General features: G+C 44.0%; 18 protein-coding genes, 3 rRNA genes and 2 pseudogenes. 18 read left to right on the top strand and 5 right to left on the bottom strand.

Annotated elements, in window-relative coordinates:
• Positions 1-67: 67 nt before the first annotated feature.
• From ACG3M1_RS02745 to ACG3M1_RS02765, 5 genes are all read left to right on the top strand, one after another.
• Positions 68-1,006, top strand: coding sequence for a collagen-like protein (locus ACG3M1_RS02745; protein ID WP_008818385.1), 939 nt, complete (start codon positions 68-70; stop codon positions 1,004-1,006).
• A 33-nt stretch (positions 1,007-1,039) separates the two neighbouring features.
• On the top strand, positions 1,040-2,110 hold the full coding sequence (locus tag ACG3M1_RS02750; RefSeq protein ID WP_008818386.1) for a tetratricopeptide repeat-containing glycosyltransferase family 2 protein: 1,071 nt from the start codon (positions 1,040-1,042) through the stop codon (positions 2,108-2,110).
• 213 nt (positions 2,111-2,323) lie between these two features.
• Complete coding sequence (locus ACG3M1_RS02755) at positions 2,324-2,752, top strand: MarR family winged helix-turn-helix transcriptional regulator (protein WP_002607144.1); 429 nt, start codon at positions 2,324-2,326, stop codon at positions 2,750-2,752.
• 52 nt (positions 2,753-2,804) lie between these two features.
• On the top strand, positions 2,805-4,541 hold the full coding sequence (locus ACG3M1_RS02760; protein ID WP_008818387.1) for an ABC transporter ATP-binding protein: 1,737 nt from the start codon (positions 2,805-2,807) through the stop codon (positions 4,539-4,541).
• The gene (locus ACG3M1_RS02765; RefSeq protein ID WP_009270281.1) at positions 4,531-6,420 is read left to right on the top strand and encodes an ABC transporter ATP-binding protein; all 1,890 of its coding nucleotides are present in this window, start codon (positions 4,531-4,533) and stop codon (positions 6,418-6,420) included. The genes ACG3M1_RS02760 and ACG3M1_RS02765 overlap by 11 nt, the downstream gene beginning before the upstream one ends.
• Before the next feature lie 116 nt (positions 6,421-6,536).
• Here ACG3M1_RS02765 and ACG3M1_RS02770 read toward each other — a convergent pair whose 3' ends face one another.
• On the bottom strand, positions 6,537-6,851 hold the full coding sequence (locus ACG3M1_RS02770; RefSeq protein ID WP_009588668.1) for a hypothetical protein: 315 nt from the start codon (positions 6,849-6,851) through the stop codon (positions 6,537-6,539).
• A 124-nt stretch (positions 6,852-6,975) separates the two neighbouring features.
• Here ACG3M1_RS02770 and ACG3M1_RS02775 point away from each other — a divergent pair.
• A pseudogene (locus ACG3M1_RS02775) lies at positions 6,976-7,086 on the top strand (NUDIX hydrolase); the annotation flags it as partial.
• Between the two features lie 57 nt (positions 7,087-7,143).
• Here ACG3M1_RS02775 and ACG3M1_RS02780 read toward each other — a convergent pair.
• The 3 genes and pseudogenes from ACG3M1_RS02780 to ACG3M1_RS02790 form a co-directional block, all read right to left on the bottom strand.
• Positions 7,144-7,278: pseudogene (locus tag ACG3M1_RS02780) on the bottom strand (helix-turn-helix domain-containing protein); the annotation flags it as partial.
• 206 nt (positions 7,279-7,484) lie between these two features.
• The gene (locus tag ACG3M1_RS02785) at positions 7,485-7,658 is read right to left on the bottom strand and encodes a hypothetical protein (RefSeq protein WP_009588661.1); all 174 of its coding nucleotides are present in this window, start codon (positions 7,656-7,658) and stop codon (positions 7,485-7,487) included.
• 143 nt (positions 7,659-7,801) lie between these two features.
• Complete coding sequence (locus ACG3M1_RS02790; RefSeq protein WP_021420387.1) at positions 7,802-7,936, bottom strand: hypothetical protein; 135 nt, start codon at positions 7,934-7,936, stop codon at positions 7,802-7,804.
• Between the two features lie 285 nt (positions 7,937-8,221).
• Here ACG3M1_RS02790 and ACG3M1_RS02795 point away from each other — a divergent pair, with 285 nt between their 5' ends.
• The 3 genes from ACG3M1_RS02795 to ACG3M1_RS02805 all read left to right on the top strand — a co-directional run bounded on the left by ACG3M1_RS02795 (position 8,222) and on the right by ACG3M1_RS02805 (position 10,504).
• On the top strand, positions 8,222-9,223 hold the full coding sequence (locus ACG3M1_RS02795; protein WP_008818391.1) for a YHYH domain-containing protein: 1,002 nt from the start codon (positions 8,222-8,224) through the stop codon (positions 9,221-9,223).
• A gap of 137 nt (positions 9,224-9,360) precedes the next feature.
• Positions 9,361-10,269, top strand: a complete 909-nt coding sequence (locus ACG3M1_RS02800; protein WP_008818392.1) for a hypothetical protein — start codon at positions 9,361-9,363, stop codon at positions 10,267-10,269.
• On the top strand, positions 10,250-10,504 hold the full coding sequence (locus ACG3M1_RS02805; protein WP_008818393.1) for a hypothetical protein: 255 nt from the start codon (positions 10,250-10,252) through the stop codon (positions 10,502-10,504). Before ACG3M1_RS02800 ends, ACG3M1_RS02805 begins: the two co-directional genes overlap by 20 nt.
• A gap of 502 nt (positions 10,505-11,006) precedes the next feature.
• On the opposite strand, the gene ACG3M1_RS02810 is transcribed toward ACG3M1_RS02805, so the two are convergent.
• Positions 11,007-11,981, bottom strand: coding sequence for a helix-turn-helix transcriptional regulator (locus ACG3M1_RS02810; RefSeq protein ID WP_008818394.1), 975 nt, complete (start codon positions 11,979-11,981; stop codon positions 11,007-11,009).
• Between the two features lie 182 nt (positions 11,982-12,163).
• Between ACG3M1_RS02810 and ACG3M1_RS02815 the strand changes: the two genes are divergently transcribed.
• The 9 genes from ACG3M1_RS02815 to rrf all read left to right on the top strand — a co-directional run bounded on the left by ACG3M1_RS02815 (position 12,164) and on the right by rrf (position 26,360).
• A complete protein-coding gene (locus ACG3M1_RS02815) occupies positions 12,164-12,499 on the top strand; it encodes an HIRAN domain-containing protein (RefSeq protein ID WP_008818395.1) in 336 nt (111 codons plus the stop codon).
• Positions 12,500-12,511: 12 nt separating this feature from the next.
• Positions 12,512-12,979 (top strand): hypothetical protein, encoded by a 468-nt coding sequence (locus tag ACG3M1_RS02820; RefSeq protein ID WP_008818396.1) that lies wholly within the window; start codon positions 12,512-12,514, stop codon positions 12,977-12,979.
• Between the two features lie 55 nt (positions 12,980-13,034).
• Positions 13,035-14,516 carry a TIGR02677 family protein gene (locus tag ACG3M1_RS02825; RefSeq protein WP_100933830.1) on the top strand — a complete coding sequence of 494 codons (1,482 nt, stop codon included), beginning with the start codon at positions 13,035-13,037 and terminating at the stop codon, positions 14,514-14,516.
• On the top strand, positions 14,513-15,643 hold the full coding sequence (locus ACG3M1_RS02830; RefSeq protein ID WP_008818398.1) for a TIGR02678 family protein: 1,131 nt from the start codon (positions 14,513-14,515) through the stop codon (positions 15,641-15,643). Before ACG3M1_RS02825 ends, ACG3M1_RS02830 begins: the two co-directional genes overlap by 4 nt.
• Entirely contained in the window at positions 15,640-19,674 is a 4,035-nt protein-coding gene (locus ACG3M1_RS02835; protein ID WP_009270289.1) for a TIGR02680 family protein, read from the top strand. The genes ACG3M1_RS02830 and ACG3M1_RS02835 overlap by 4 nt, the downstream gene beginning before the upstream one ends.
• Positions 19,671-20,954, top strand: coding sequence for a TIGR02679 domain-containing protein (locus ACG3M1_RS02840; RefSeq protein WP_008818400.1), 1,284 nt, complete (start codon positions 19,671-19,673; stop codon positions 20,952-20,954). Before ACG3M1_RS02835 ends, ACG3M1_RS02840 begins: the two co-directional genes overlap by 4 nt.
• A gap of 541 nt (positions 20,955-21,495) precedes the next feature.
• Positions 21,496-23,035, top strand: a 16S ribosomal RNA gene (locus ACG3M1_RS02845).
• Positions 23,036-23,271: 236 nt separating this feature from the next.
• Positions 23,272-26,178, top strand: a 23S ribosomal RNA gene (locus ACG3M1_RS02850).
• A 68-nt stretch (positions 26,179-26,246) separates the two neighbouring features.
• Positions 26,247-26,360 (top strand): 5S ribosomal RNA (gene rrf / locus ACG3M1_RS02855).
• The 16S, 23S and 5S rRNA genes sit together here, the layout of an rRNA operon.
• Positions 26,361-26,617: the final 257 nt, after the last annotated feature.

The raw sequence follows: 26,617 nt of genomic DNA on the forward strand, positions 1-26,617 counted from the left end.
ACAAATGCCCGGTTGCGCATATAGTGAAGTGAGTAAGGAAAGAAAAGCTCTTGAAAGGGGAATAGCTATGTATCGAAACAGATATGACGATAACTGCGAATATGACGACTACGATTCCTACCGTGGATTTGATGAGCCAAAAGCCGGGCAGGACTGTGGCTGCAGATGCGACCGGGATTTTGACGATAACCGCTCTGCAGAGGATGAGCAGGGCTTTGCACAGGAATATTACAACTGCAATAGTGATGGCGGTTCAGCTTGTGACTGCGGCTGTGACTGCAACCGACCGCCGCGTCCGCCACGCCCGTATCCGGGTATCGGACCTACCGGTCCCATGGGTCCAAGAGGTCCAAGGGGTCCGCAGGGACCAAGAGGTCTGCAGGGTCCTCAGGGAAGAGAAGGCCTGCAGGGCTTACGTGGTCCTCAGGGAAATACCGGCCCACAGGGAGTAGCAGGCGTTCAGGGTCCTACCGGATCAACGGGTCCTCAGGGAATGCCGGGTGAGCGTGGCGCAACCGGCGCCAGAGGGGCAACCGGAGCCCAGGGGCCACAGGGACCGCAGGGGGCAACCGGACCAGCCGGAGAATCTGCGCCCCTTGTACAATTTGCTTCCGTCAGTCTTCAGTCCTTTACAGATAAGCAGTTCTGTGCACAGGATGCCTTTGTATTTGATGTAGGCACCATTCAAAGCGGATTTACAATTTCTGAGGACTATCAAAGTGTCATTGTAGGACATGCCGGAACCTATGTGGTGCAGTTCGGCTGTCTGCTCGCTTCACAGCCATGTGAGGGGGATGCTGTTGCTCTGGAGCTGAACAGTTCCATGATTATTGAAGAATCCAGATTACCGATGCTGTGTGAAGGAAGCTTTGTGCAGGGCAGTTGTATTGTCGAGTTAGGTGAAGGAGATAGTCTGCGCATGGTCAGTGATACTTCCCAGGGAGTCAACGTATGCAGCTTTAACAATACAGTCAATGCCTATCTGATTGTTTATCAGATTAACTGATAAGCAGCTTCGGATAGGGAAAGGGGTCGATGTATGGCGGGAATCAGTGTTTGCATGATTGTCAAAAACGAAGAGGAGGTTCTGGCACGCTGTCTTGCCTGTGTAACCTCCTTTGCGGATGAAATTATTGTTGTGGATACCGGAAGTACAGATAAGACAAAGGAAATTGCGGCCGGCTTCACGGATAAACTATATGATTTTGCATGGTGCGATGATTTTTCCAAGGCGCGTAACTATTCCTTTTCCAAGGCAACACAGGACTTTATCATGTGGCTGGATGCGGATGATGTGATATTGCAGGAGGATCAGGAACAGCTCGTGGAGCTGAAGCAGCGACTGCAGCCGGAGGTTTCCATCGTAATGATGAAATATCATACAGCGTTTGACGATAAGGGAAATCCTACCTTTTCCTATTATCGGGAGCGCTTGATGAACCGGCGTATGCAGCATCGCTGGTCCGGTGTCATTCATGAGGTGATACCATTAACAGGAATGGTACAGTATGAGGACATTGCGATTACACATCAGAAGCTGCATATCAATGATCCGGACCGTAACCTTCGCATTTTTGAAAAGCTACTGGCACAGGGGAAGCAGCTGGACGCAAGAGAACAGTTCTATTACGCAAGGGAGCTGTACTATCACGCACGTTACCATGATGCTTTGCAGGTGTTTGAAGCCTTTTTGGACGGAAAGCAGGGATGGGTGGAAAACAACATTGATGCGTGTGAAATGATGGGCTACTGTCACAGTGCGCTGCAGCAAAAGGATGAGGAGCTGCAGGCCTATCTGCAGAGCTTTCGATATGATGCACCAAGGGCGGAGCTTTGCTGTGATATCGGAAAATACTTCTTTGATGAAAAGCGCTGGAAGGAAGCGGTGTTCTGGTATGAAACAGCATTGCATCGTACACGTGATGATAAAAGCGGTGCCTTTGTTCGTGTTGACTGCTATGGTTATCTTCCGGCAATTCAGCTCTGTGTCTGTTACTGGCAGCTGCATGACCGACAGGCGTCCATGCATTACAACGATATCGCAGGCAGATACAAGCCGGACAGCATCGCAGTACAACAAAATCGAAAATTTTTCGGGAATGCATCCTAGTGAATTCAGGATGTATTCTTTTTTTGATAACAGGTGTGTTGGCTGTATGGGGCAGTCATCTACCCGTAAGGATGGAAAAAAGTCGGGATATATCATATATATAAGGAAGCATAACGGAAAAAAGGAAGAATGGAAAATATTTGACAGGGAAGAAAAGCTGGTGTATGATTCATAGCGTGCTATATATTAGCTGATAAAGTGCGAGGTGAAAGCATGGCAGATATGCATATCGGATATCTCATAAAACAGGTGTTTCTAATGAATCAGGCCAGATTGAATACCATATTTGCGGAATTTGATTTGACGGCTTCCCAGACCTTCACGCTGATTTACCTGTTTAAGGCTCATGAACGCGGAGAGCAGGTACATCAAAAGGACATCGAGGATGCAATGGATATATCCAATCCATCTGTAACCGGTATTCTGAATCGTCTGGAGCATAAGGGACTGATCCATCGTGTCGCAAGCACAAAGGATGCGAGGGTGAAAAATATCGTGGTCAGTGAACAGGCGCTGGAGCTGGACAAGATTCTCAGAGAGAAATTCAAGGAGAATGAAGAGGAGCTGGTGACGGCACTGAATGATGAGGAAATCGCATGTATGCAGAGCTGCCTGCTGAAAATGCTTGGGCAGAAGAGCTGATGCTTTTCTTTTCGCAAAATACATAGCATGCTATCGAAAAGGAGATGACAATATGATTAAACGGATTTTACAGGAAGTAAAAGAATACAGGAAAGCCTCCTTTCTCGCTCCGATCTTCATGGTGGGAGAAGTTGTACTGGAAATTTCACTGCCGTTTCTGATGTCCTTTATCATTGATAAGGGTGTGAGTCAGGGCGATATGACGGAAGTGACAAAATATGGCCTCATTATGATTGTGGCAGCCTTCGGCTCCTTGTTCTGCGGGGCGATGTCGGGGAAATATGCAGCTTATGCATCGGCAGGCTTTGCCAAGAATCTGCGCAGAGCAATGTTCTACAATATTCAGGATTTCTCGTTTCATAATATCGATAAATTTTCTACAGCCGGTCTGGTGACTCGCCTGATGACGGATGTGACGAATATACAGAATGCCTATCAGATGGTGCTGCGGATGTGTGTGCGTGCTCCATTGACACTGGTTTGTGCTATGGCAATGACATTTGTGATCAATGCCGAGCTGTCCATGGTATTTCTGTATGCGATCGCCTTTTTGGGAATCGTTCTGATTTTTATTATGAAATTTGCCCATCCGATTTTTCTGCAGGTATTCAACAGGTATGATGATTTAAATGCAAGTGTACAGGAAAATATTACGAATATGCGTGTCGTAAAGGCATATGTAAAGGAAGATTATGAGATTTCAAAATTTAACAAGGCATCCTATAATATTTACCGCATGTTCAAAAAGGCGGAGAATATTCTGATTTTTAATTCTCCGGCAATGCAGCTGTCCATGTATGCCTGTATCCTGGCGATTTCCTGGCTGGGGGCAAGAATGATTGTCGGTGGTTCTATGACAACCGGTGAGCTGATGAGTATGATGACCTATACGACGAATATCCTGATGTCACTGATGATGCTGTCCATGATCTTTGTCATGCTGTCCATGAGCTTTGCCTCCGTTCAGCGAATTGATGAGGTACTGGATGAAAAGAGTGATATCGTTTCACCGGAAAAGGCTGTTACCGAGGTGAAGGACGGTTCCATTGATTTTCACCATGTCAGCTTTGCATACAGTGCGGATCAGGAGGCAGATTCACTGGAGGATATTGCTTTGCATATCCGCTCAGGAGAAACGATTGGAATACTTGGAGGTACGGGAAGCGGGAAGTCCTCTCTTGTGCAGCTGATTCCCCGACTGTATGATGTGACAAAGGGAAGTCTGTATGTTGGCGGTGTGGATGTAAAGGAATATGATTTGGATGTACTGCGGAATCAGGTATCCATGGTATTACAGAATAACGTGCTGTTCAGCGGTACGATCAAGGATAATCTGCGCTGGGGAAATCCCAATGCGAGTGATGAGGAAATGCTGCAGGCATGCAGGCTTGCCCAGGCGGATGAATTTATCCAGCGGTTTCCGGATGGCTATGATACGCATATAGAACAGGGTGGAAGCAATGTATCCGGCGGTCAGAAGCAGCGTCTTTGTATTGCCAGAGCCTTACTGAAAAACCCGAAGATTCTGATTCTGGATGATTCCACAAGCGCGGTGGATACGCGGACGGATTATCTGATACGAAAGGCGTTTCGCGAGGATATTCCGGATATCACGAAGCTGATCATATCCCAGCGTATCTCCTCTATTGAGGATGCGGACAGAATTGTGGTGCTGGATGATGGAAAAATCAACGGTATTGGAACTCATGCGGAGCTGTTAAAAACAAATGAAATCTATCAGGAGGTTTATCGTACGCAGGTGAAAGGAGGCGATGAGAATGCAGATTAAGAAAAACAAGGTAAAAGCGGACAGGGATTCTCTACAGGTGCTGACGCGGCTGTGCGCTTATGTTATTCGCAATTACAGGGTTTCCTGTTTCTTTGTGTTGATTTTCATTATCATCAGTTCTCTGGCAACAGTGGCAAGCTCCCTGTTTCTGAAAAGTCTGATTGATGATTATATCGCACCGATTCTGGCATCCAACGGACCGGCGGATTTCGGACCTCTGTTTCAGGCGCTGTGTGCCATGGCTGCCATTTATGTATGCGGTATTGCTTCCACGTATCTGTATGCCAGAATTTTGATCAATGTGGCACAGGGGACGATGAAACGGATTCGTGATGATTTATTTGCACATATGGAAAAGCTGCCCATCCGCTATTTCGATACGCATCATCATGGCGATATCATGTCGGTATATACGAATGATACGGATACACTGCGGCAGGTAATTTCACAAAGTATTCCACAGCTGCTGTCGAGCGCGATTACTGTCGTGAGTGTCTTTCTTTCCATGTGTGTGCTGAGTCTTTATCTGACGGTCATTGTCGTGGTTATGGTAATCGTCATGAAGACGGCAATGTCTAAAATCGCAGGGCAGAGTGCTGTTTATTTCAAGCGGCAGCAGAGTGATCTCGGTGTTGTGAACGGCTATATTGAAGAGATGATGAGCGGGCAGAAGGTCATTAAGGTGTTCACGCATGAACAGGAAACAAAGGATGGCTTTGATCAGGTGAATGAGCAGCTGTTTGACAGTGCTTATCAGGCGAATAAGTTTGCAAATATCCTGATGCCGGTTATGGGAAATCTGGGGAATATATCCTATGTATTGACGGCATTGCTCGGTGGTCTGATCGCTATCAACGGTATCGGTGGTCTGACATTAGGTGCTCTGGCATCCTTCCTGCAGTTGAATCGATCCTTTACGATGCCGATTACGCAGATATCCCAGCAGTTAAATTCCGTTATTATGGCATCCGCAGGTGCTTCGCGCATCTTTGCATTGATGGATGAAGGCCTGGAGGCGGATGATGGCCTGGTGACGCTTGCACATGTGCAGGAGGTTGACGGTGAGCTGATTGAGAGTGAGGTGCCGACAGGAAAATGGGCATGGCGGCATCCGCGAGGAGATGGTGCTGTGCAGTATGTTCCTCTGGTTGGAAATATCATTTTTGATGATGTGGATTTTGGCTATCATGAGAATAAGCAGATTCTGTATAACATCAAGCTGTATGCTGAGCGTGGTCAGAAGGTGGCATTTGTCGGTGCTACAGGTGCAGGAAAAACCACAATTACCAATTTGATCAACCGATTCTATGATATACAAAAGGGGACGATCACGTATGATGGCATTGATATCAAGCTGATCAAGAAGGATGATCTGAGAAGGTCTTTGGGCATTGTTTTGCAGGATACGCATCTGTTTACCGGAACAATACGGGATAATATTCGATATGGTAAGGCGGATGCTACGGATGCGGAAGTGATTGCGGCGGCAAAGCTTGCAAATGCACATGGCTTTATACGACATCTGGAGCATGGCTATGATACGGTGATCAGCGGAGATGGGGCTTCTCTTTCTCAGGGGCAGCGGCAGCTGTTGTCAATTGCCAGAGCGGCACTTGCGAATTCACCGGTTCTTATTCTGGATGAGGCGACAAGCTCGATTGATTCCCGTACCGAGAAAATTGTGCAGGATGGTATGGATAAGCTGATGGAGGGAAGAACGGTGTTTGTCATTGCGCATCGACTTTCCACAATCAGAAATTCCGATGTGATTATGGTGATGGATCAGGGGAAGATCATTGAGCGTGGAAATCATGAGAAGCTGATGAAGGAGAGGGGAACATATTATCAGTTATATACCGGGGGACTGGAGCTGGATTAGGTAGTGTTTTGAAATGAAAAAGGACTGTCTGTTTGAAGAAGAATAATATTTCTTTGACAGGCAGTCTTTATCATATTGGATTCGTATTTTTTGTATATGTATAGATGTAAGACATCTTAAAGCTTTGATACAGCGTCCTCAAATTCCTTCAGGATATTGTGATGCGCTAAGAATTCAAATACTTCTTCATTGGTTAAATCCTTTTCGTATTCATCAATTACATTGCATACGGTGTCGCTTAATGGATATGGCTCACCGCTTTGGGTGCGGATGAAGTGCAGGTGCCAAGTGTTTTCCATCACTGTCAATGTGATGGAGGCGGTATCCTCGCCCATGTCACCCCAGATGGGCTTGGTGAAGATATCAGTGAAAAATGAGTAGTTTGAAATGATAAATTTATTTTTATAATCGTTAATAGTTTGTATCGTCATATCGTCCCTTCCTTTATTTCTTTATCATTTTAGCATTATTTAAGCTTAAGTACAAATATTACAGATGTATAAGAAGATTGTAATCCTATACTTGATTTGATATGATACATACAGGTGATGTAGTATGAAAAAAATAGAAGTCGTAGCCGCAATCATAAAGAAGGATGATTTTTATCTGATAGCTCAGCGATTGAAAGGTGAATTTGCTGGACTCTGGGAGTTTCCTGGAGGTAAGCACCTCGGCAAGTATGAATAATGCATCAAGAGAGAAGCTTTTATTACAATTAGGCGCTTCAATCTTACTGATATAGCTTATACTTAAACCTGACAGTTCACTCAACTGCTCTTGTGTTAAATGCTTAGCAGTACGCAATACTTTTATTTTTGATGCAATCCGATTATATTCCTCAAAATAATTTTCTTTCATTTTATTATGTTAACAGTACATTCATGTTATCTTCTTACTTCCATTATAGAAGTAATCAAATAGCCTATCCTTTCACTTATAGTGAAATTCCATCGAGATAATAGCTTTCTATGCAGTTTACTTTATGATATATTCTATGAGGATGTAGTAGGATGCTTGAAAAGAGCTGTCACTAGAATTTTACTTCTTAGTAACAGCTCTTTTCACTATTCACTTCTCAAACCACCCGCAACCCGTATCTTCAGTCTGCTTGTATTGCCCGGATAATACGCCAATGCTTCATCCTCCATATCGATAATTTGTACTGTCTCACGAATCGCTCCAGCCGTAACAGCCAAATCAGCCGCCTTCGCCTTTTCAATTGCTTCCTCACAAGGCACCTCATCATCTGAAACCTGCTGCTCTCATGTACCACTTACCTTTGAAATGGCAGCACCAATTGCATTTGCTACTCCAAAATGCTCTGGCTTCGCCTTCTGCCTGCAACAAGACAACGGCTTTGGCACAATCACGGAGCCACCGCCTATAGCACCAGATCTACATCTTGGGTACTGATTTTCATGCGGTCAATGCTATTCTCCAGCATGACCGCCATTGCTCTTTTCGTAAACGCCATAATGATATTCTTTGTCAGGGCTGCATATCCAATATCCGTCATACCTAAGTAAACCGCGGTATCATAGTATCATCATATCCATGAAATTTTGATATGAAAGCTTATCCTAATAGCTATGTCATCCCATTTATATCTGAAACCAGCTTGCTTTAGTATAAGAAATTATCAGGATAACCCAATTTCACAATAAAGCCAGTATACAGTCGAGTAATTGTATTCCTATTGATTTAAAAAAATTACAAAAGTTTGAATGTAAGCGTTATAATTAAAGCATAGGGAAGGAGGGAAGAGGTTTGTAATTTACTCATAGTCTAGGAGGGTGAAAAAATGAGAAAATTATTAGCATTCGCAACATTCGCATTACTTCTTGTATTACCAACGTCTACTTCCATTCAGGCACATCCGGGAAGAACCGACAGTAATGGCTGTCATACATGCCGGACAAATTGTGAGAAATGGGGATTGGCTTATGGCGAATATCACTGTCACAATGGTGGAGGTACGAGTTCCTCAGGTGGAACATCCGCACCATCAACGAGTGGATCCTCAACACCATCTCCAAGTACACCGCAACCTGTTCAGGAGGCAAAACCAAAGGTTAAAGTTCCGGCACAGCCGAAAATTGATTATGCAAAAGAAGGGGCTGCGGATGGATATTCGTTCAAAATGAAGAATCCGGACAAAACACTGGAAGATGTAACCTATACCTACTCTCAAAAAGCCTACAAAACAGCCTTTAATAAATCCTTTGAAAAAGCAGAAACCGAGCTTATGAACAATTCATCCTCACTGGCAGAAACAAACGGAAAGAAAGATGCTTTGGAAAAGGAAGCGTATCAGTTGAAGAAACTCCCATCCAAAATTATAAAAAATGAATATATAGAATATTATAAAACAGCCTATGATGATGCGGAACAGAAAGTGAAAACAGTTCTGCAGGATACGGCAGAGTACAATGCCTATGAATATGTATACAATGACAAAAAGATATCCGATGTAGAGGATTATAACTTGAAGAAATTTAAAGCAATCTATAAGGAAGCATATGATACATCCGTCAAGAGCTATGAAAAAGAAAAAAAGCAATTGCTTCAGCTTGCAAAAGACAATGGAAAAAAGGACGGAGAAGAAGGTGAGGATCAGAATCTTGATTTTCTGGATGCTGTGAAGGATACTGCTTTTTATCCAGCCGCGAAAGAAGCTTATGAGGAGGCATATGAAGAAAATAAAAAGGAAGGCAGTCTGTTGATAGGAATGGCTGCGACAGCTGTTCTTATTCTGGGTTTGTATCTGTTTATTAAAAAACTGCGGAATCGAAAAAAGGCATAGAGGCAAGACTTTGAACGAGACTATAGATGAAGAGTCCCTACACAGCTATGCTTTATGTTAAAATAATGATATAAGGAGGAAAGGCGTATGACAAGCTTACTGTGAAGTGTAAGCTGTGGTTATACCAGGGACATACTATGAATTATTTACATAAGAAAGACGCAAAAAAACTGATAAAGCTACGTGAGGAATATTTGAAGTTTGTTTATAAAAACCATGTATACAGTGTATTGCTCATGCAGGAACCGAATAAGCATCAAAAAATGAACCAGGCATTAGCCTATATCGGCTCCCATCCACAATGTCTAAAGGAGTTTTTCGACAGCAGAAAGTGGAATGAAAGTGACAGCAGTATACTGAGAGGCTGGAAGGAAGAGCACTATGGAGAATATCGTATTATAGATGTTACACCGGACTATATAGAACTGTATGATGAAGATAAGGATAACCTGTATCGGATGAAAGCGATTGGTATGTATCTTCTTGATGATGTACGGAATGTATTACCTGAGCATCGCTGGAAAGGGTCATTTTTTCAATATCGAAATGAGTTTATTTTGGATTCTGTTGCGGAAATCCTTATAAAGCAGAATGCTACGCTGGAAGAAGCGGAAGATTTCTATGAATCTATTGTACGGCATAGAAATGTAAAAGGTGCCTATATCAATGATCAGGATGTAACATATGATCCTTTACCGGAACGTATAGAGCATGACAATTTTTCGGAGCTTATGCATGACTTTATCGCTCCAATTGGCAATGCGAATAATTTAAGCTTTCAAGAATTTGTCGCAGTAATCAAATTAGCATCCTTAGGATGGAACATGGCCCAAATAGGTGAGGAAGCCTTACAAACAGAATTGGCACAGCTACGACAGGATGCCCTGGATATCGTTGAATTCTTCCGGCATAGAAAAAACAAATATTTCAAGGAAAACAAAACCTTAATTCAGTCAGCAGAGGCACATGATGGAAATGAGGGCTTTGAATTGCGGCTTGTCGTGGGAAATATGGAGGATTTGACTGTTGAACAGACAGCAGATTGAAAAGAAAACTGCCGCTGTTATTGAAAGGCAGCAGTATCAGAGAGGCTATGCAACAGTTGAGGACTCCCTCATACTAACGGGATGGCTGGAAGAGGAATATTTGACACATTGGAAGAAGGGACAGGTGCCTTATCTCGAAAAGGTATGCGGTACGAATTTATCCAAGCTCAGTTATTTTATGAAGCAGTATTTTGCATATGCAGCCAGAAAAGGCTATAAACTCAGTCTAACATAGTCTTATCAATCCAAGACCAAAAAACTACTCAGATTTAGTAAATCGGGTAACGCCTCAATAGAACGCCGCTATAGCACCAGAATTATTGCATCTTATAAAAAGAAACCTCCACTCGATAAAATAAATGATAAGGAAGCCTTAAAAAAATAAACGATCAATGGGAGAGAACGATCGGTATCCTATGAAAATTAAAAAAGACTTGTCGCAAATGGGAATGTACACGTTTGTGACAAGTTTTTTAGTTCGCTATTTTTTTTTATGATTTGAACAGCCAGCTGATATAAATTCATTATCAGGCACTATCATGCAATGCGTGAGCTACTTATTTAGGTCTTTCTTGCTTTAGGGTGTTCATAATAGAGAAAATTCAGCTTCTATTGATAATTCAATAGGGTTGAATTATCTCTGTTAAATTTACCTGCAATTGAGTAAGAAGCCTTACTTATGGTTCTTTATTACATTGCTATTTGTCATCTAATAGTTTTGATATATCGTTATCTATCTATGCTTTATCTTTTTCATAAACAGAGAGTGCTTTCCTTAAATTATTTCTTACACGCTCTCGCAACTCGCTGGGCTCCAGTATTTCGCAATATAAAGCATATTGCATGGCATAGTACATAATACCGGTTTCCGTAGAATAAATACGTGCGATGAAATAATCGGAACCCTTTGTTTCCTGCAATATGATTTCCTGTCCAAACTGATCAATGACATCATTCAGTATCATTTTATGACAGCGAAGGAAAACCGCTACGGGCTCCCCTGAATACATATACATTTTGGTTTTGGAATATGCGTAAGGATCAAAGGAATTACGAAGTGCATCTGCGGATGTATCCAATTTTCTGATATCCTGCATACGGTCAATGCGATAATGCGTAAAATCATCATGCTTATCTGTTTTACAAATCAGATACAGATTTCCGTTTTCCTCAACAATATAATACGGATGCAGAAAATACGGTTTCTCTCTTTTTCGTATCAGCTCCTTCTTCAGATTGTAGGTCAGATAGTACATCTGGATCATTTTATTCTCCTGTATTGCTTCCAAGAGGATATCCACATTCAGAAACAGCTGCCGGTTTTTCGTTTTTCGTGAATTCTGAATATATACGGCGTTTTTAAAATCTTTACGATGATATCTGCTCTGCGTCTTCAGCAGCTTGTCAATGAGCTGAAAGCTGGAGCTGTCGCATATGAAATGTGAGGAATGAATCAGATTACACAAAACGTGTACCTCACTCTTTTCCAAATCCCGGTCAATCAGATAATAGCCCCGATTGGTTGTCTGGATGTCGATTCCAAAATTACGCAGCTGTTTGATATATGCAGAAAGCGTTCCGCGATTGATTTTAATATCATATACCTGCTCCAGTAATGGAATACAAGCATTACTGGATAAAGGATGTGCCTCATCCGAATACTCTTTCAATATATATAGTATCGCTATGGCACTCATTCTACTATCTTCCATATAACCATCCCTCCCATGTAGCTATAACAGAAAGGTATAAATATGCACCTTTTGGATGTTATGCTCTGTTTTCCCGTATATCATCTTTTCTATATTGTAACATGAAATGTTTATCGTCACTGTTTAAAATTTTATACAATCCTTATCTTATAATGTAATTGTAAAGAAAGAAGGAGATTTTTATGACCTACATAACAATTGTTGGATTACGCTATTACTTTGGCAATGAAGTGTTTCGCGTGGGACAGAGGTTATTGATTGAAAAGGATATTGATAACGAAGAGGACGATGAAGCCATTCGCGTAATATCAGATGCCGGTGTGACGTTTGGCTATGTCGCGAACAGTGTGAGAACCGTCGCAAGAGGCTGTAAAAGTGCAGGACGCATTTATGATTGGTTTGAAAAGCAAACGGAAATTAGAATCATGTTTATTCTAAGCGATGTGGTAATTGCAAGTGTGGAATTGCCTGCTGTCATGTCCATTATGAATAAAGATACAGAAGACCTGTCATTTTAAGGAGAGAACAATATGCAGTTCAATCAAGGGAATCATAATCACAACGAGAATACAGAATATCATTATTATGGTGACTATGTACAGCGGGAAGAAACGCATGTTCATATGCATGGGGAGGCAATGGACAAAGCAGGGCCGGGAATATATGATATTTCAGCACTACACGGCATACGAAAGCTTCTGTTTGTAATCGTATTTGCTGCAGCTAATTGTATCAGATTATGCAGCTTTGGTTTCTTTGCCATCCTGCATCTGGCAGCTGTGATAATACAGAAATTTGTGGCCTTGTATCTTGTTCTCATGGGGATTATGCTGATCAGCGGACTGATGGGGGATGCAATACCGTGGACTTCTGTCATTGTGCTCACAATCACACTGGGTATTCTCTATCTGCTTTGTAATGATACAGAAGCCTGGTATGGATACTTTGTACAACTTATCAACAGAATGCTGGATGCTCTGTATCGGCGACTTGTATAATTTGTAAAAGAATAGGAAATATATGGTAGAATGATAAAGAAAGGCGGTGAGGGATATGGAACTATATGATAAGCTTTTAAAACCGATAACTGAGGTGAATTATCTCAGAGCCGAGAATGTGGATCGTTACCGCATTATCATTCGCTATTTTTATCAGGAGCATGAAAAAATACATTACTGGATGTTTAAAGAGGATATTTATGACATGATATCCGCATTACCAGGATATGAAGACTATACCATGGAGAACTGTCAGAATGATTTGCAGGCACTGTGCGACTGGGGGAACCTCGTTGCTACACAGGATACCTCCGTTCCCAATACCTTACAGGAATTTAAAAATAAGAAATTTCGCTATCAGCTAAGTGAATATACCGTTGTAATTGAACGAATGACAATAGAGCTGGAGCATCTTGCTGTGGAAGGGGCATCCTTGGAACCGACGCTGCTGGAGCGGATTCGTAAACAGATTCTGCAGCTGCTTGCTGTAAGGGATAAATCCCATATGGAGGTCGCTGACTGGTGGCGAAGTCTGAACGATGATTTCATTCGCTTAAATCAGAATTATCAGGATTACATAAAGACATTAAACAGTGCCAAAGCAGAACAAATGATGAAGTCCAGAGAATTTCTGGTATTTAAAGATAAGCTGATCACCTATCTTCAGACATTTGTAAAAAGCCTGCAGGAGCACAGTATGATCATCGAGGATTATTTGAGCGGTGTAAAGGACGAAGATATGGCGCTGATTTTCGATAAGGTCGCAGAATATGAACTATCGATTCCTCGCATCAATTCCCATATCACAAAGACTGCCGTACTGGAAAATTGTCAGGGACGGTGGAAGAGTCTTTTCAACTGGTTTGTCGGAGAAAATGATAACAATGAGGTAAACCGCCTCTTTGAAATCACCAATGAAATCATACGGAAAATCACACGGTATGCACTGCAGATCGGTGAGCTGCACAATCAGGGGGCAAACCGTAAGGAGGAATACCGGCGTATAGCGGAAATATTCGCAAAATGCAATACTATGGATGAAGCACATCGCTTAAGTGCACTGGTGTTTGGGGCAGATACCTGTATGCATTTGAAAAACATCGCACCAAGGGATACGGACAGCATTCACAGTGGGGTGTATCAGGAAGCCTCAGCCTTCCTTGCACTGGAGCCGCGCACAAAGGTGGCAAGGAAAAAGCATGAGCGAAAGCCTGCGACGGATTATGCACTGGATCGGCGAATACAGCGTCTGGAGTATGAGGCACAGCGCGAGGCTGAACAGAAGAAGATAAAGGAATTGAGTAAAAACGGAGAAATCATCTTTTCTCAGCTTTCCTTACTTGACAAGGCCACCAGAAAAGCCCTGCTTGGCTGGGTATCCAAGGCACTTGCCGCAAGTGACCGGCGTGCCAAAACAGATCAGGGGCAGCATTATCATATAGAAAAGGAACGGGAAGGCGACTGTATACTGCATTGTGAGGATGGAAATCTGGTAATGCCTTGCTTCAAAATCCTGTTTGATGAGGAACAGTTATGAGAATAATAGAAGAATTGATGAATCGCCGCTGGATTCTGAAAAGTCAGGATCCACAGCTGTATTATGAAATAAAGGATAATGCCAAGGAATTGAAAAAGAAGCTGCAGGAGAAATTTGGTTATGCACTCATTATCAATCCATATCTTGTAAAGCTGGAAAAGATTCCAGGCAAAGCAGAAGGCTGGATGGGGATTACCGAATTTGAAACGCTTATGGAATATCAGATGTTCTGTTATCTGCTTATGCTTCTGGAAGACAAGGAAGCAGGGGAACGCTTTATCCTGAGCAATATCTGTGAATTTATTCAGGTGCAGTTTCCCAAAGGTGAGCTGGAATGGACAAGTCTGCGAGCAAGAAGACAGCTTGTGCGTGTATTGCAATATGCTCTTAAAATGGGGATGATCATTTCCCGGGAAGGTGATGAGGATTACTTTCTAAAGGATGAGACCAGCGATATATTATATGAAAACACCGGAGTATCACGCTATTTCATACGTAACATTCCCAAAGATATTATGGATTTTCATGAGCCGGAGGACTTTTTACAGAGCGAGTGGTTTGATATGGAAGAGGATCGCGGTATTGTCCGCCGGCAGCGTATTTATCGTAGACTCATGCTCTCTTGCGGTGTCTATCATACAGCTGGAGAGGATAAGGATGATGATTTCGGCTATATTCGTAATTACCGCAGAAATATAGAAAATGATTTTCAGAGTCTGTTTCCCTGTCAGCTGCATGTGCATTCCTCCAGCGCCTTTCTGGTTCTGGAAGAAGACTGCTCTATGGGTAAAGTCTTTCCAAAGACGCATGCCTATTATGATCTGCTGCTGATTGTCCATGACGATCTGCGTAAACGGGTAAAGACTTCCCGTCTTTCTCTGGATCAGCACGAGGGAATCACATTACGGCTGGAAGAATATCTTGCCATCGTTCAGCGTCTGATCAAGAAAAACAATGCGTTACTGCCAAAGAAATATCAGATTGAAAATCGCAGGGTGGAAGACAGTGCAATGGATGTATGCAATCTTGCACAGACCTTGGGCTTTGCACAGGTGCAGCAGGAGAATGTTTATATCTATCCGGTTGCCGGAAAAATAACAGGAACATATGCGGAGGTAACAGAATGAGCGAACTAATTAGCAAATGGCACATGCACCGGCTGGGGCTGGTTGATTTCTGGTATTATGTAAACGAGGAATTTTCCTTTAAAGACGGGCACATGCTGCTCAGAGGAAGCAACGGTTCCGGTAAATCTGTCACAATGCAAAGCTTTATACCACTGCTGCTGGATGGAAATAAAAGCAGTGAGCGTCTGGATCCTTTTGGTACACGCTCACGTAAAATAGAAAACTATCTGTTGGAGGAAGGCGGCGAACGAACAGATCGCATCGGCTATCTTTATCTGGAATTTAAACGCTCGGACAGTGAGGTTTACAAAACCATAGGGATGGGTATGCACGCGAAACAGGGACGTCCGCTTGTATCGTGGTATTTTGTAATTGAGGATAATCTGAGAATCAACAGAGAAGTGCAGCTACTGGATCATAACCTGGCAATTACAAAGCAGGTGTTGAAAAACCGTATCGGTGACACGCAGGTCATGGATTCGCAAAAAGAATACATGGACAGAGTGAATCAGGCACTGTTTGGTTTTGAAACCAGCGAGGAATATAAGGAAGCTATCACATTGTTGCTGCAGCTGCGCTCGCCTAAGCTGAGCAATTCCTTAAAACCAACCATGATCAATGAAATCCTGAGTGAATCCTTACAGCCGTTGAGCGAAGATGATCTTCGCCCAATGAGTGAAGCGATATCCAATATGGATAATATCAAGGATCAGCTGGATGCCTTAAAGCAAAGCTATGCTTCTGCAAAGGCGGTTTATCAGGTGTTCGAGCAGTACAGTCATGCCGTATTGTTTGAAAAATACCATATCTATCAGACTGTCAGGCAGACAGCCGCAAATCTTCATGAAGCTTATCAAAAATATGAGGAGGAATTACAGCGGCATCAACAGGAAACAAAGCAGAAGCAGGAAAACCGTACACAGCTAGCACAGGAACAGGCGCTGTTAACAGAAGAAAAGCTTTCTCTGGCAACAGACGACCTTCAGCGGCTGGTGGAGGATTGCACAAGACTGGCTGCTGAGAAAGAAGATACTATACAAAAGCTCCAGCATAAGGAAACCCAGGAAGAGGAAAAAAGTGATCGTCTTCAGGAACTTAGAGTACAGCATAAGACACAGAGTGACCGATGTGAGCAAGCCTTGTCTGAAATGAAGGAAGCCTTTGACCAATTAGATGTACTGCAGGAGGAGCTGCTGCTGGAGGATCATCTCCTATTAAAAGAGGAGATGTTTCAGCATCCGGACACTCCATATGATTTTACATATATCGGAAAGCGGCTGGATGCAAAGCTTCGCTTACTTGAGGAAGGACTGCAGCTGTTTAACTCCTATGATGTTGCAAAGTCACACCACAAGCAGCTGGTGGAAGAATTAGAGCAGCAGAAGCAGACGAATGAGCAGCAGGAACATCTGGTGGCGCAGCTTGATGAACAATGTGACCGCATCGTGGAGGAATATAAAGAAAGAATCAGTCAGTGGTCCGCAAACAATCAGCATCTAAAGCTGACGGATGAGGAATTCCACAAGATGATGCATCTTCTTATGCAGTATGAGGAACAGCCGGACTTTTATAAGCTGACGGATATCATTCAACAAAGCTATCAGACACTATATAAGGAAATCATTCACCTGCAAATTGAGCAAAAGGAAATGGCGGAAACCTGTAGGATGAATTTGGAACAGAAGAGCGCAGAGCTGCACATGTGGCAGACACAAAAGGATCCATCTCCTGCAATTGCTGGGGAACAGGAGCAGGCACGCCAGCTTCTGAAACAGCATCAGATTGAAAGCCGCAGCTTTTACACCCTTCTGGAATTTGATGAGCAGATGGATGAGGAACTGCGCGCATTGTGTGAAGAGGCATTGCTGCGTCTGGGAGTACTGGATGCACAGGTGGTGCATGCGAGCTCCCGATCATTGATTGAAACCCTTGCATCAGGAAGCGGGGATATGTATTTCTTTACACAGCGAAACGTAAGGGATTTACAACCGTATTATCTGAAGGGGACAACTCCTGAGCAGCTTGCGGGTGAAATCAATACCGTTCTGACATCCCTTCATATCACGTATGACGGTAAACTGCAGCTGCATGATGCCATGTTTCAAACCGGGATTGTAGAGGGAAAGCTTTATCAATCTGTATCGGCAAGATACATCGGAGAAAATGCAAGACAGAAATACAGAGAACAAATGATTCTGCAGTTACAGAAAGCATGTGACATGCTGAAAAAGGAATATGATCAGGAAATGCAGAAACTCACGGATCTGGACAAACGATTGGAGCAGCTGGAACAGGAAGCATCCGCTTTTGTAAAAGAAGATGATCTGCATCTTGCCCTACAGCAGTTAAATGAGGGGCGAAGAATATTGCAGCACGATATTGCCTGCTATCATCAGATGGAGGAACGTCTGCGAAGACATTTGGAAGCGATGCAGGGAATTGAAAAACAGCTGCGGGAAACTGCAGGTAAATTATCGATTACGTTACGCCGCAATGTGTTTGAACAACAGAAGGATGGTTATAACAGCTACAGAAAACTGTTACAGCTGGTACAAACAAAACAGCCGATATTCATACAATCTCTCGACTTTGTGAAAAGCTGTGAAACGCAAATAGAAGATGCCTTTCGGGATGTTTCAGAATTCAAAGCAGAAATCGATACGTTAAGAGAACTGATAAAGAAACAAAACCTTCTTCTGCAGCAAAAGGAAAAACAGCTGAAGGATTTGGGGTATGAGGATAAACAGAAACGGTTACAGCAGATCGAAGAACGATTGCATAAGCTGCCGGATCTTATGCAGGAACTGGATACACGTTTGGGACAGCTGCAAAGTCTTGTAGCCGCAACGTCACAGGATCTGGAACGCACAAAGCAGGATATCGAACATCAGGATGCACTGGTTTCAACGTATTTTGATGTTGTGAAAAACGAAGCTGCACTCGGATATACGAATATTCCTTTATGTGAAGATGGACAGCTGATCAAGGAAATACGGAATCTGGAAAAACAGACAGAAGTCCTAAAGAAACCGGAAGCATTGAAAATGGATCTTCAGACAGCTTATTACAATCATAGAAGTAATCTGCAGGAATACAATCTGACCTTCACAACGGATGATACATGGGAAGAACTCACAGATATCAGTGCCAGACTGGATATCAATGCGCGATATCAGGGAACCTCTCTTTCCTTTCCAGAACTGCTTGACTGTCTGCAACGTGATGTTGATTTACAGAACAATCTGCTTGTAGACTCTGACCGTCACCTGTTTGAGGATATCCTGGTAAATATCATCAGCAAAAAGGTACGTATCCGTATACAAAACAGCCGTGCGTGGGTGGATACCATGAATCGCTATATGAACGCAATGAATACCAGCAGCGGACTGCATCTGAATCTGCAGTGGAAGAGTAAAAAAGCGGAAAGTGAAGAAGAAATGGATACCAGACAGCTGGTGGAAATCCTGCAAAAGGATGTCAAAGTCGTAAAGGAAAGTGATTTAAAACGTCTGTCTTCCCACTTCCGGTCAAAAATTGCTGCCGCAAGAAATCTGCAAAATATTGAAAACAACACCTTAAGCTTTCATCAGCTGATGCGTCAGGTTATGGATTATCGAAAATGGTTTGAATTCAAAATCATGGCACAAAAAACCGGAGAAGCTAAAAAAGAGCTTACGAACAATACCTTCTATGCTTTTAGCGGAGGTGAGAAAGCAATGGCGATGTACGTGCCTCTATTCTCAGCCGTAGCCGCAAAATTTGAAAGTGCCAGAGAGGATGCGCCGTTGCTGATTGCCCTGGATGAGGCATTTGCAGGAGTGGATGAAAAGAACATTTACAATATGTTCGATTTGATCAGCAAATTTAAATTTGACTATATTATGAATTCTCAGGTTCTATGGGGAGACTACGCTTCCGTAAAAGGTCTTGCCATTTATGAACTGTTTCGACCGGAAAACGCCCGTTTTGTAACTGTGATTCCATATGAATGGGATGGGCATATAAAACGCATGAAGGGAGATTTATCATGATAGAAGATGCATTTGCACAATATCTTTTACAGGATACCGGCTTTCGACGTGTGACAGATCTATGGATTCGTCAATATCAGAAGCTGCAGCATTTTGGAGGAACAATATGTATCAAGGATCCTGAAGATGATGAGCGTGAGGCAATCGGGGGCTTACTCGGTAAGGATTACTGGGGAGTCCGTGACATTTCCATACCTTATTCTGTCTGGGAAAAGGCAATCGAGGACAGCCGGTTTGCCGGAAGTGATTTTCTTCGTGTACTTGAAATTTATAAGGGGGAAAGCATACTGACGAACAAGGAACAGAAGGAAATAAAAGCTCAAAAGGAACAGCAGGATATGCAATCTCTATCCAAACGCTATGCATGCACAAAAGCTGGAGAGTGGCTAAACTGGATGCAGGAAACAAATCATAAAAGCTATGGAAATATCCGTCAGCTGCTAAACAATAATAAGTGGCAGACAGTATGTTTCATATTGGACGCAATCAATCAGCTGCCTGTCTGGAAGCAGGAAATAGAAACTATGGCAGTATTCGCCTCCGCAGTGACCCAGGATCCGCATTTCTTTGATAAAGGCATTGAGAATACGCTACTGTTTCAGGGGATCTGTTACTTCCTTAATGTCGAGGAACAGGATATCAGTCTGGCAGAGAAGAACAAGCTGTATTATGAAGCCGGTTTATTAAAAGATGATTTATCAAACAGCTGTATGATTGCGCATCTGAATGCAGAAGGCAGAGATGGAAAAGTACATGAGGCATGGAAAGGATTCTTTGACCGCTATGAGGCATGGACAGTGTCGTTGTACAATCTGCAGCAAATCCATAACATATCTGACGCTATTAAGGCAGTTTATATTGTGGAGAATCCGTCGGTATTCCGTTCTTTGTTTTTGGAGGGAAAAAGGCTGGGCAAGGAACAGATCGGCTTTGTATGCACAAATGGTCAGCTAAATCTGTGCGGCTATGTATTGCTGGATCTCATACAGAAAAGTAACATTCCCATGTATTATGCAGGGGACTTTGATCCTGAGGGAATTCTGATTGCGGATAGGCTAAAGCAGCGTTATAAAGATGATCTGCATTTATGGAAAAGTACAGTGGAGGATTATCATAGGATTATGTCAACCTCATCCATCCGTGAAAAGCGTCTCTTGTCATTGCAAAACTGCAGGAGTGAAGAATTACAGGCACTTTGCAGAGAACTTGAAAAGCACGCATGCAGTGGTTATCAGGAGGCATTGCTATCCTTATATATTGAGGAAATAAAAAATTCTTAAAATAAATGTTCTATCTTGTTTTAAAGTATATTCAAAAAGGAGAATTCAAATAAAAAATGATTTCATTGTGTTGAGTTCTCCTTTTATGAATTACTACCATCGTGTATAAACGAAAGCAGTGAGCCTTTTTCTTATATCCCTCTATGTTTGATAATGAATAGAATGTGAAAATTGAGAATATCGTTTGAGAAATATATGGATTGCTGTATCTTTTATTTATTCAGGTTAAATAAGATATGTGTTGGAAAACATATGAACGTTGACTGTTTATTTATATGCCTTCCTTATATATGGAGGCAGCGAGCTTTTAGAGGTAAATACATTGGAAAATAAAAATATTAAAAAAATGAAATTTATTGTTGACATAGGGTATGATTCGTTGTATTATATACGAGCGCTGATGAGGAACAGCGGCGCACGAAATAGAAATTTCGGTCTTTGAAAACTGAACAGGAAACGTCAATTATTTGAGAAAACAATATTCTCGGTATAACGATAACAAAAATGAAATTCAAACGCAAGTCATGCGTTAGAGCTAAATCAAATGGAGAGTTTGATCCTGGCTCAGGATGAACGCTGGCGGCATGCCTAATACATGCAAGTCGAACGAAGTTTCGAGGAAGCTTGCTTCCAAAGAGACTTAGTGGCGAACGGGTGAGTAACACGTAGGTAACCTGCCCATGTGTCCGGGATAACTGCTGGAAACGGTAGCTAAAACCGGATAGGTATACAGAGCGCATGCTCAGTATATTAAAGCGCCCATCAAGGCGTGAACATGGATGGACCTGCGGCGCATTAGCTAGTTGGTGAGGTAACGGCCCACCAAGGCGATGATGCGTAGCCGGCCTGAGAGGGTAAACGGCCACATTGGGACTGAGACACGGCCCAAACTCCTACGGGAGGCAGCAGTAGGGAATTTTCGTCAATGGGGGAAACCCTGAACGAGCAATGCCGCGTGAGTGAAGAAGGTCTTCGGATCGTAAAGCTCTGTTGTAAGTGAAGAACGGCTCATAGAGGAAATGCTATGGGAGTGACGGTAGCTTACCAGAAAGCCACGGCTAACTACGTGCCAGCAGCCGCGGTAATACGTAGGTGGCAAGCGTTATCCGGAATCATTGGGCGTAAAGGGTGCGTAGGTGGCGTACTAAGTCTGTAGTAAAAGGCAATGGCTCAACCATTGTAAGCTATGGAAACTGGTATGCTGGAGTGCAGAAGAGGGCGATGGAATTCCATGTGTAGCGGTAAAATGCGTAGATATATGGAGGAACACCAGTGGCGAAGGCGGTCGCCTGGTCTGTAACTGACACTGAGGCACGAAAGCGTGGGGAGCAAATAGGATTAGATACCCTAGTAGTCCACGCCGTAAACGATGAGAACTAAGTGTTGGAGGAATTCAGTGCTGCAGTTAACGCAATAAGTTCTCCGCCTGGGGAGTATGCACGCAAGTGTGAAACTCAAAGGAATTGACGGGGGCCCGCACAAGCGGTGGAGTATGTGGTTTAATTCGAAGCAACGCGAAGAACCTTACCAGGCCTTGACATGGAAACAAATACCCTAGAGATAGGGGGATAATTATGGATCACACAGGTGGTGCATGGTTGTCGTCAGCTCGTGTCGTGAGATGTTGGGTTAAGTCCCGCAACGAGCGCAACCCTTGTCGCATGTTACCAGCATCAAGTTGGGGACTCATGCGAGACTGCCGGTGACAAACCGGAGGAAGGTGGGGATGACGTCAAATCATCATGCCCCTTATGGCCTGGGCTACACACGTACTACAATGGCGACCACAAAGAGCAGCGACACAGTGATGTGAAGCGAATCTCATAAAGGTCGTCTCAGTTCGGATTGAAGTCTGCAACTCGACTTCATGAAGTCGGAATCGCTAGTAATCGCAGATCAGCATGCTGCGGTGAATACGTTCTCGGGCCTTGTACACACCGCCCGTCAAACCATGGGAGTCAGTAATACCCGAAGCCGGTGGCATAACCGTAAGGAGTGAGCCGTCGAAGGTAGGACCGATGACTGGGGTTAAGTCGTAACAAGGTATCCCTACGGGAACGTGGGGATGGATCACCTCCTTTCTAAGGAGAAAGTACAAAAGAAGTAAAGAGTTATCGAACATTTCCTGTTCAGTTTTGGAAGACTGATCTTCCAAACGAAAAAGAAGTCGATCTTTGAAAACTGAATAACAGAAGACATATGAAGGTCTATAACGAAAGTTGTAAACAACATAGATATTCACGAGTAGAAAGTTAAACAAAACAGAAAACTCAAGCAAAAACCTAAGCAAAGAAATGAACGCTTAAAACTTAATCGTGATTAAGTGAATAAGGGCGTACGGTGGATGCCTAGGCACTTGGAACTGAAGAAGGACGCAACAAACGGCGAAACGCGACGGGGAGTGGTACGTACACAAAGATCCGTCGATATCCGAATGGGGAAACCCGGCAGCAGTAATGAGCTGTCACCCATGAGTGAATACATAGCTCATGAGGGAGGTACCCGGAGAACTGAAACATCTAAGTATCCGGAGGAAAAGAAAATAAGAATGATTCCGTAAGTAGCGGCGAGCGAACGCGGAGGAGCCCAAACCAGATCTTGATCTGGGGTTGTAGGACCACGAAATGGCAAGAGCATGGCTAAGAGAACGGCATTGAAAGGCCGACCGGAGAGGGTGCAAGTCCCGTAACTGAAAGCAATGTGAAGCCTAGTGGTATCCTGAGTACGGCGAGACACGAGAAATCTTGTCGGAAGCAGGCGGGACCATCCGTCAAGGCTAAATATACCCAAGTGACCGATAGTGAACCAGTACCGTGAGGGAAAGGTGAAAAGAACCGCGGGAGCGGAGTGAAATAGAACCTGAAACCGTATGCTTACAAGAAGTCAGAGCCCGTTAAAGGGTGATGGCGTGCCTTTTGTAGAATGAACCGGCGAGTTACGTTATCGTGCGAGGTTAAGTAGAAGATACGGAGCCGAAGCGAAAGCGAGTCTTAATAGGGCGACAGTACGATGATGTAGACCCGAAACCGTGTGATCTAGCCATGACCAGGTTGAAGTTCAGGTGAAACTGAATGGAGGACCGAACCGACCCCCGTTGAAAAGTTGGCGGATGAGTTGTGGCTAGGGGAGAAATTCCAATCGAACACGGATATAGCTGGTTCTCCCCGAAATAGCTTTAGGGCTAGCGTCGAGGCAGAGTCGCATGGAGGTAGAGCACTGAATGTACGATGGCCCCATCCCGGGGTACTGAGTATAATCAAACTCCGAATGCCATGAAGACGTACTCGGCAGTCAGACTGTGGGTGATAAGGTCCATGGTCAAAAGGGAAACAGCCCAGACCGCCAGTTAAGGTCCCAAAATGTATGCTAAGTGGAAAAGGATGTGGGGATGCACAGACAACTAGGAGGTTGGCTCAGAAGCAGCCATCCTTCAAAGAGTGCGTAACAGCTCACTAGTCGAGTGACCCTGCGCCGAAAATGTACCGGGGCTAAGCATACTACCGAAGCTGCGGATTCAACTTCAGAGTTGAGTGGTAGGGGAGCGTTGCATGCACGTAGAAGCCGTACCGTAAGGAGCGGTGGAGAGCATGGAAGAGAGAATGCCGGTGTGAGTAGCGAGATGTAGGTGAGAATCCTACACACCGATAGCCCAAGGATTCCAGGGGAAGGTTCGTCCGCCCTGGGTAAGTCGGGACCTAACGCGAGGCCGAAAGGCGTAGTGGATGGAAAACAGGCAGATATTCCTGTACCCGCGATGGAAATGAAGGAATGACGGAGAAGGCTAGTGTGAGCCACTTAATGGATTGTGGTCGAAGCATATAGCAGGCTGACAGTGAAATGCGTCAGCGGGATGTAAGATGTGACAGGTAAGGGAACGCCTCCGGGCAAGTACTGAAGCACATGATGCCAGCTTCCAAGAAAAGTTTCTAGTATTGATTCCATAGCGGCCCGTACCAAAACCGACACAGGTGGGCAAGGAGAGAATCCTGAGGTGAGCGAGAGAACTGTTGCCAAGGAACTCGGCAAAATGACTCCGTAAGTTAGCGATAAGGAGTGCTCTTGTAAAAGAGAGCCGCAGTGAAGAGGCCCAAGCGACTGTTTAACTAAAACACAGCTCTCTGCAAAGTCGCAAGACGAAGTATAGGGGGTGACGCCTGCCCGGTGCTGGAAGGTTAAGAGGATTTGTCATCCGCAAGGAGAAGCAATGAATTGAAGCCCCAGTGAACGGCGGCCGTAACTATAACGGTCCTAAGGTAGCGAAATTCCTTGTCAGGTAAGTTCTGACCCGCACGAAAGGCGTAACGATTTGGGCGCTGTCTCGGCAGCAGACTCGGTGAAATCTTAGTACCTGTGAAAATGCAGGTTACCCGCAACTAGACGGAAAGACCCCATGGAGCTTTACTGTAGCCTGATATTGAATTTTGATCAAAGATGTACAGGATAGGTGGGAGGCGAAGAGACGTGTACGCCAGTATACGAGGAGCCGCTGTTGGGATACCACTCTTGTTTGATTGAAGTTCTAACCTGCACCCATGAACTGGGTGAGGGACCGTGTCAGGTGGGCAGTTTGACTGGGGCGGTCGCCTCCTAAAGAGTAACGGAGGCGCCCAAAGGTACGCTCAGATTGGATGGAAATCAATCGACGAGTGCAAATGCAGAAGCGTGCTTGACTGTGAGACAAACAAGTCGAACAGGGACGAAAGTCGGGATTAGTGATCCGGCGGTGCCGAATGGAAGGGCCGTCGCTCAACGGATAAAAGCTACCCTGGGGATAACAGGCTGATCTCGCCCAAGAGTTCACATCGACGGCGAGGTTTGGCACCTCGATGTCGGCTCATCGCATCCTGGAGCTGAATTCGGTTCCAAGGGTTGGGCTGTCCGCCCATTAAAGCGGTACGCGAGCTGGGTTCAGAACGTCGTGAGACAGTTCGGTCCCTATCTGTTGTGGGCGTTGGAGATCTGAGGAGAGCTGTCCTTAGTACGAGAGGACCGGGATGGACCTACCGCTGGTGCACCAGTTGTTCCGCCAGGAGCATAGCTGGGTAGCTAAGTAGGGAAGGGATAAGCGCTGAAAGCATCTAAGCGCGAAGCCTACTCCAAGATGAGATCTCCCATTCGTATAACGAAGTAAGACCCCTTGAAGACGACGAGGTGGATAGGTCAGAGATGGAAGTGTAGCGATACATGGAGTTGACTGATACTAATAGGTCGAGGACTTAATCACACGTACCAGGTGGTACAAAAAGAAACTGTCAACTGTTATTCAGTTTTGAGGGATAGACCTCAAAGTGATCTGGTGGCGATAGCGATGTGGACACACCTGTTCTCATCCCGAACACAGAAGTTAAGCATATCAGCGGCGACAATAGCTGGACTGGCTCCAGTAAAGATAGCACGCTGCCAGGTAATCTGACTCATCATCTGATGGGTCTTTTTTTTACTTATAAGCAAAGCTATCAAGGTGGTACAAAGCCTTTACGATTCTGATGATTCCTTTTCCTTATTACAATTCTATCGAAAGAGTAATAGAGGCGCCTAAATAGGAGGAGCATGCCTTTACTATACGGTCGTTTTTACTGACAAAACCCGCGTAGAATGTAGCACAGCTGTCCTGAGTCATACTTGATTTATGCTTCGGGCTTATTAGAAGACTCAAGTAAATA

The organism is Clostridium sp. 10cd* (genome assembly GCF_044336395.1).
GTDB lineage: Bacteria > Bacillota_I > Bacilli_A > Erysipelotrichales > Erysipelotrichaceae > Clostridium_AQ > Clostridium_AQ innocuum.

What these genes read in the sequence shown, in the direction of transcription:
- ACG3M1_RS02745 (WP_008818385.1), top strand. Translation starts at nt 68, where the DNA reads ATGTATCGAAACAGATATGACGATAACTGCGAATATGACGACTACGAT.
- ACG3M1_RS02750 (WP_008818386.1), top strand. Translation starts at nt 1,040, where the DNA reads ATGGCGGGAATCAGTGTTTGCATGATTGTCAAAAACGAAGAGGAGGTT.
- ACG3M1_RS02755 (WP_002607144.1), top strand. Translation starts at nt 2,324, where the DNA reads ATGGCAGATATGCATATCGGATATCTCATAAAACAGGTGTTTCTAATG.
- ACG3M1_RS02760 (WP_008818387.1), top strand. Translation starts at nt 2,805, where the DNA reads ATGATTAAACGGATTTTACAGGAAGTAAAAGAATACAGGAAAGCCTCC.
- ACG3M1_RS02765 (WP_009270281.1), top strand. Translation starts at nt 4,531, where the DNA reads ATGCAGATTAAGAAAAACAAGGTAAAAGCGGACAGGGATTCTCTACAG.
- ACG3M1_RS02770 (WP_009588668.1), bottom strand. Translation starts at nt 6,851, where the DNA reads ATGACGATACAAACTATTAACGATTATAAAAATAAATTTATCATTTCA.
- ACG3M1_RS02790 (WP_021420387.1), bottom strand. Translation starts at nt 7,936, where the DNA reads ATGACGGATATTGGATATGCAGCCCTGACAAAGAATATCATTATGGCG.
- ACG3M1_RS02795 (WP_008818391.1), top strand. Translation starts at nt 8,222, where the DNA reads ATGAGAAAATTATTAGCATTCGCAACATTCGCATTACTTCTTGTATTA.
- ACG3M1_RS02800 (WP_008818392.1), top strand. Translation starts at nt 9,361, where the DNA reads ATGAATTATTTACATAAGAAAGACGCAAAAAAACTGATAAAGCTACGT.
- ACG3M1_RS02810 (WP_008818394.1), bottom strand. Translation starts at nt 11,981, where the DNA reads ATGGAAGATAGTAGAATGAGTGCCATAGCGATACTATATATATTGAAA.
- ACG3M1_RS02815 (WP_008818395.1), top strand. Translation starts at nt 12,164, where the DNA reads ATGACCTACATAACAATTGTTGGATTACGCTATTACTTTGGCAATGAA.
- ACG3M1_RS02820 (WP_008818396.1), top strand. Translation starts at nt 12,512, where the DNA reads ATGCAGTTCAATCAAGGGAATCATAATCACAACGAGAATACAGAATAT.
- ACG3M1_RS02825 (WP_100933830.1), top strand. Translation starts at nt 13,035, where the DNA reads ATGGAACTATATGATAAGCTTTTAAAACCGATAACTGAGGTGAATTAT.
- ACG3M1_RS02830 (WP_008818398.1), top strand. Translation starts at nt 14,513, where the DNA reads ATGAGAATAATAGAAGAATTGATGAATCGCCGCTGGATTCTGAAAAGT.
- ACG3M1_RS02835 (WP_009270289.1), top strand. Translation starts at nt 15,640, where the DNA reads ATGAGCGAACTAATTAGCAAATGGCACATGCACCGGCTGGGGCTGGTT.
- ACG3M1_RS02840 (WP_008818400.1), top strand. Translation starts at nt 19,671, where the DNA reads ATGATAGAAGATGCATTTGCACAATATCTTTTACAGGATACCGGCTTT.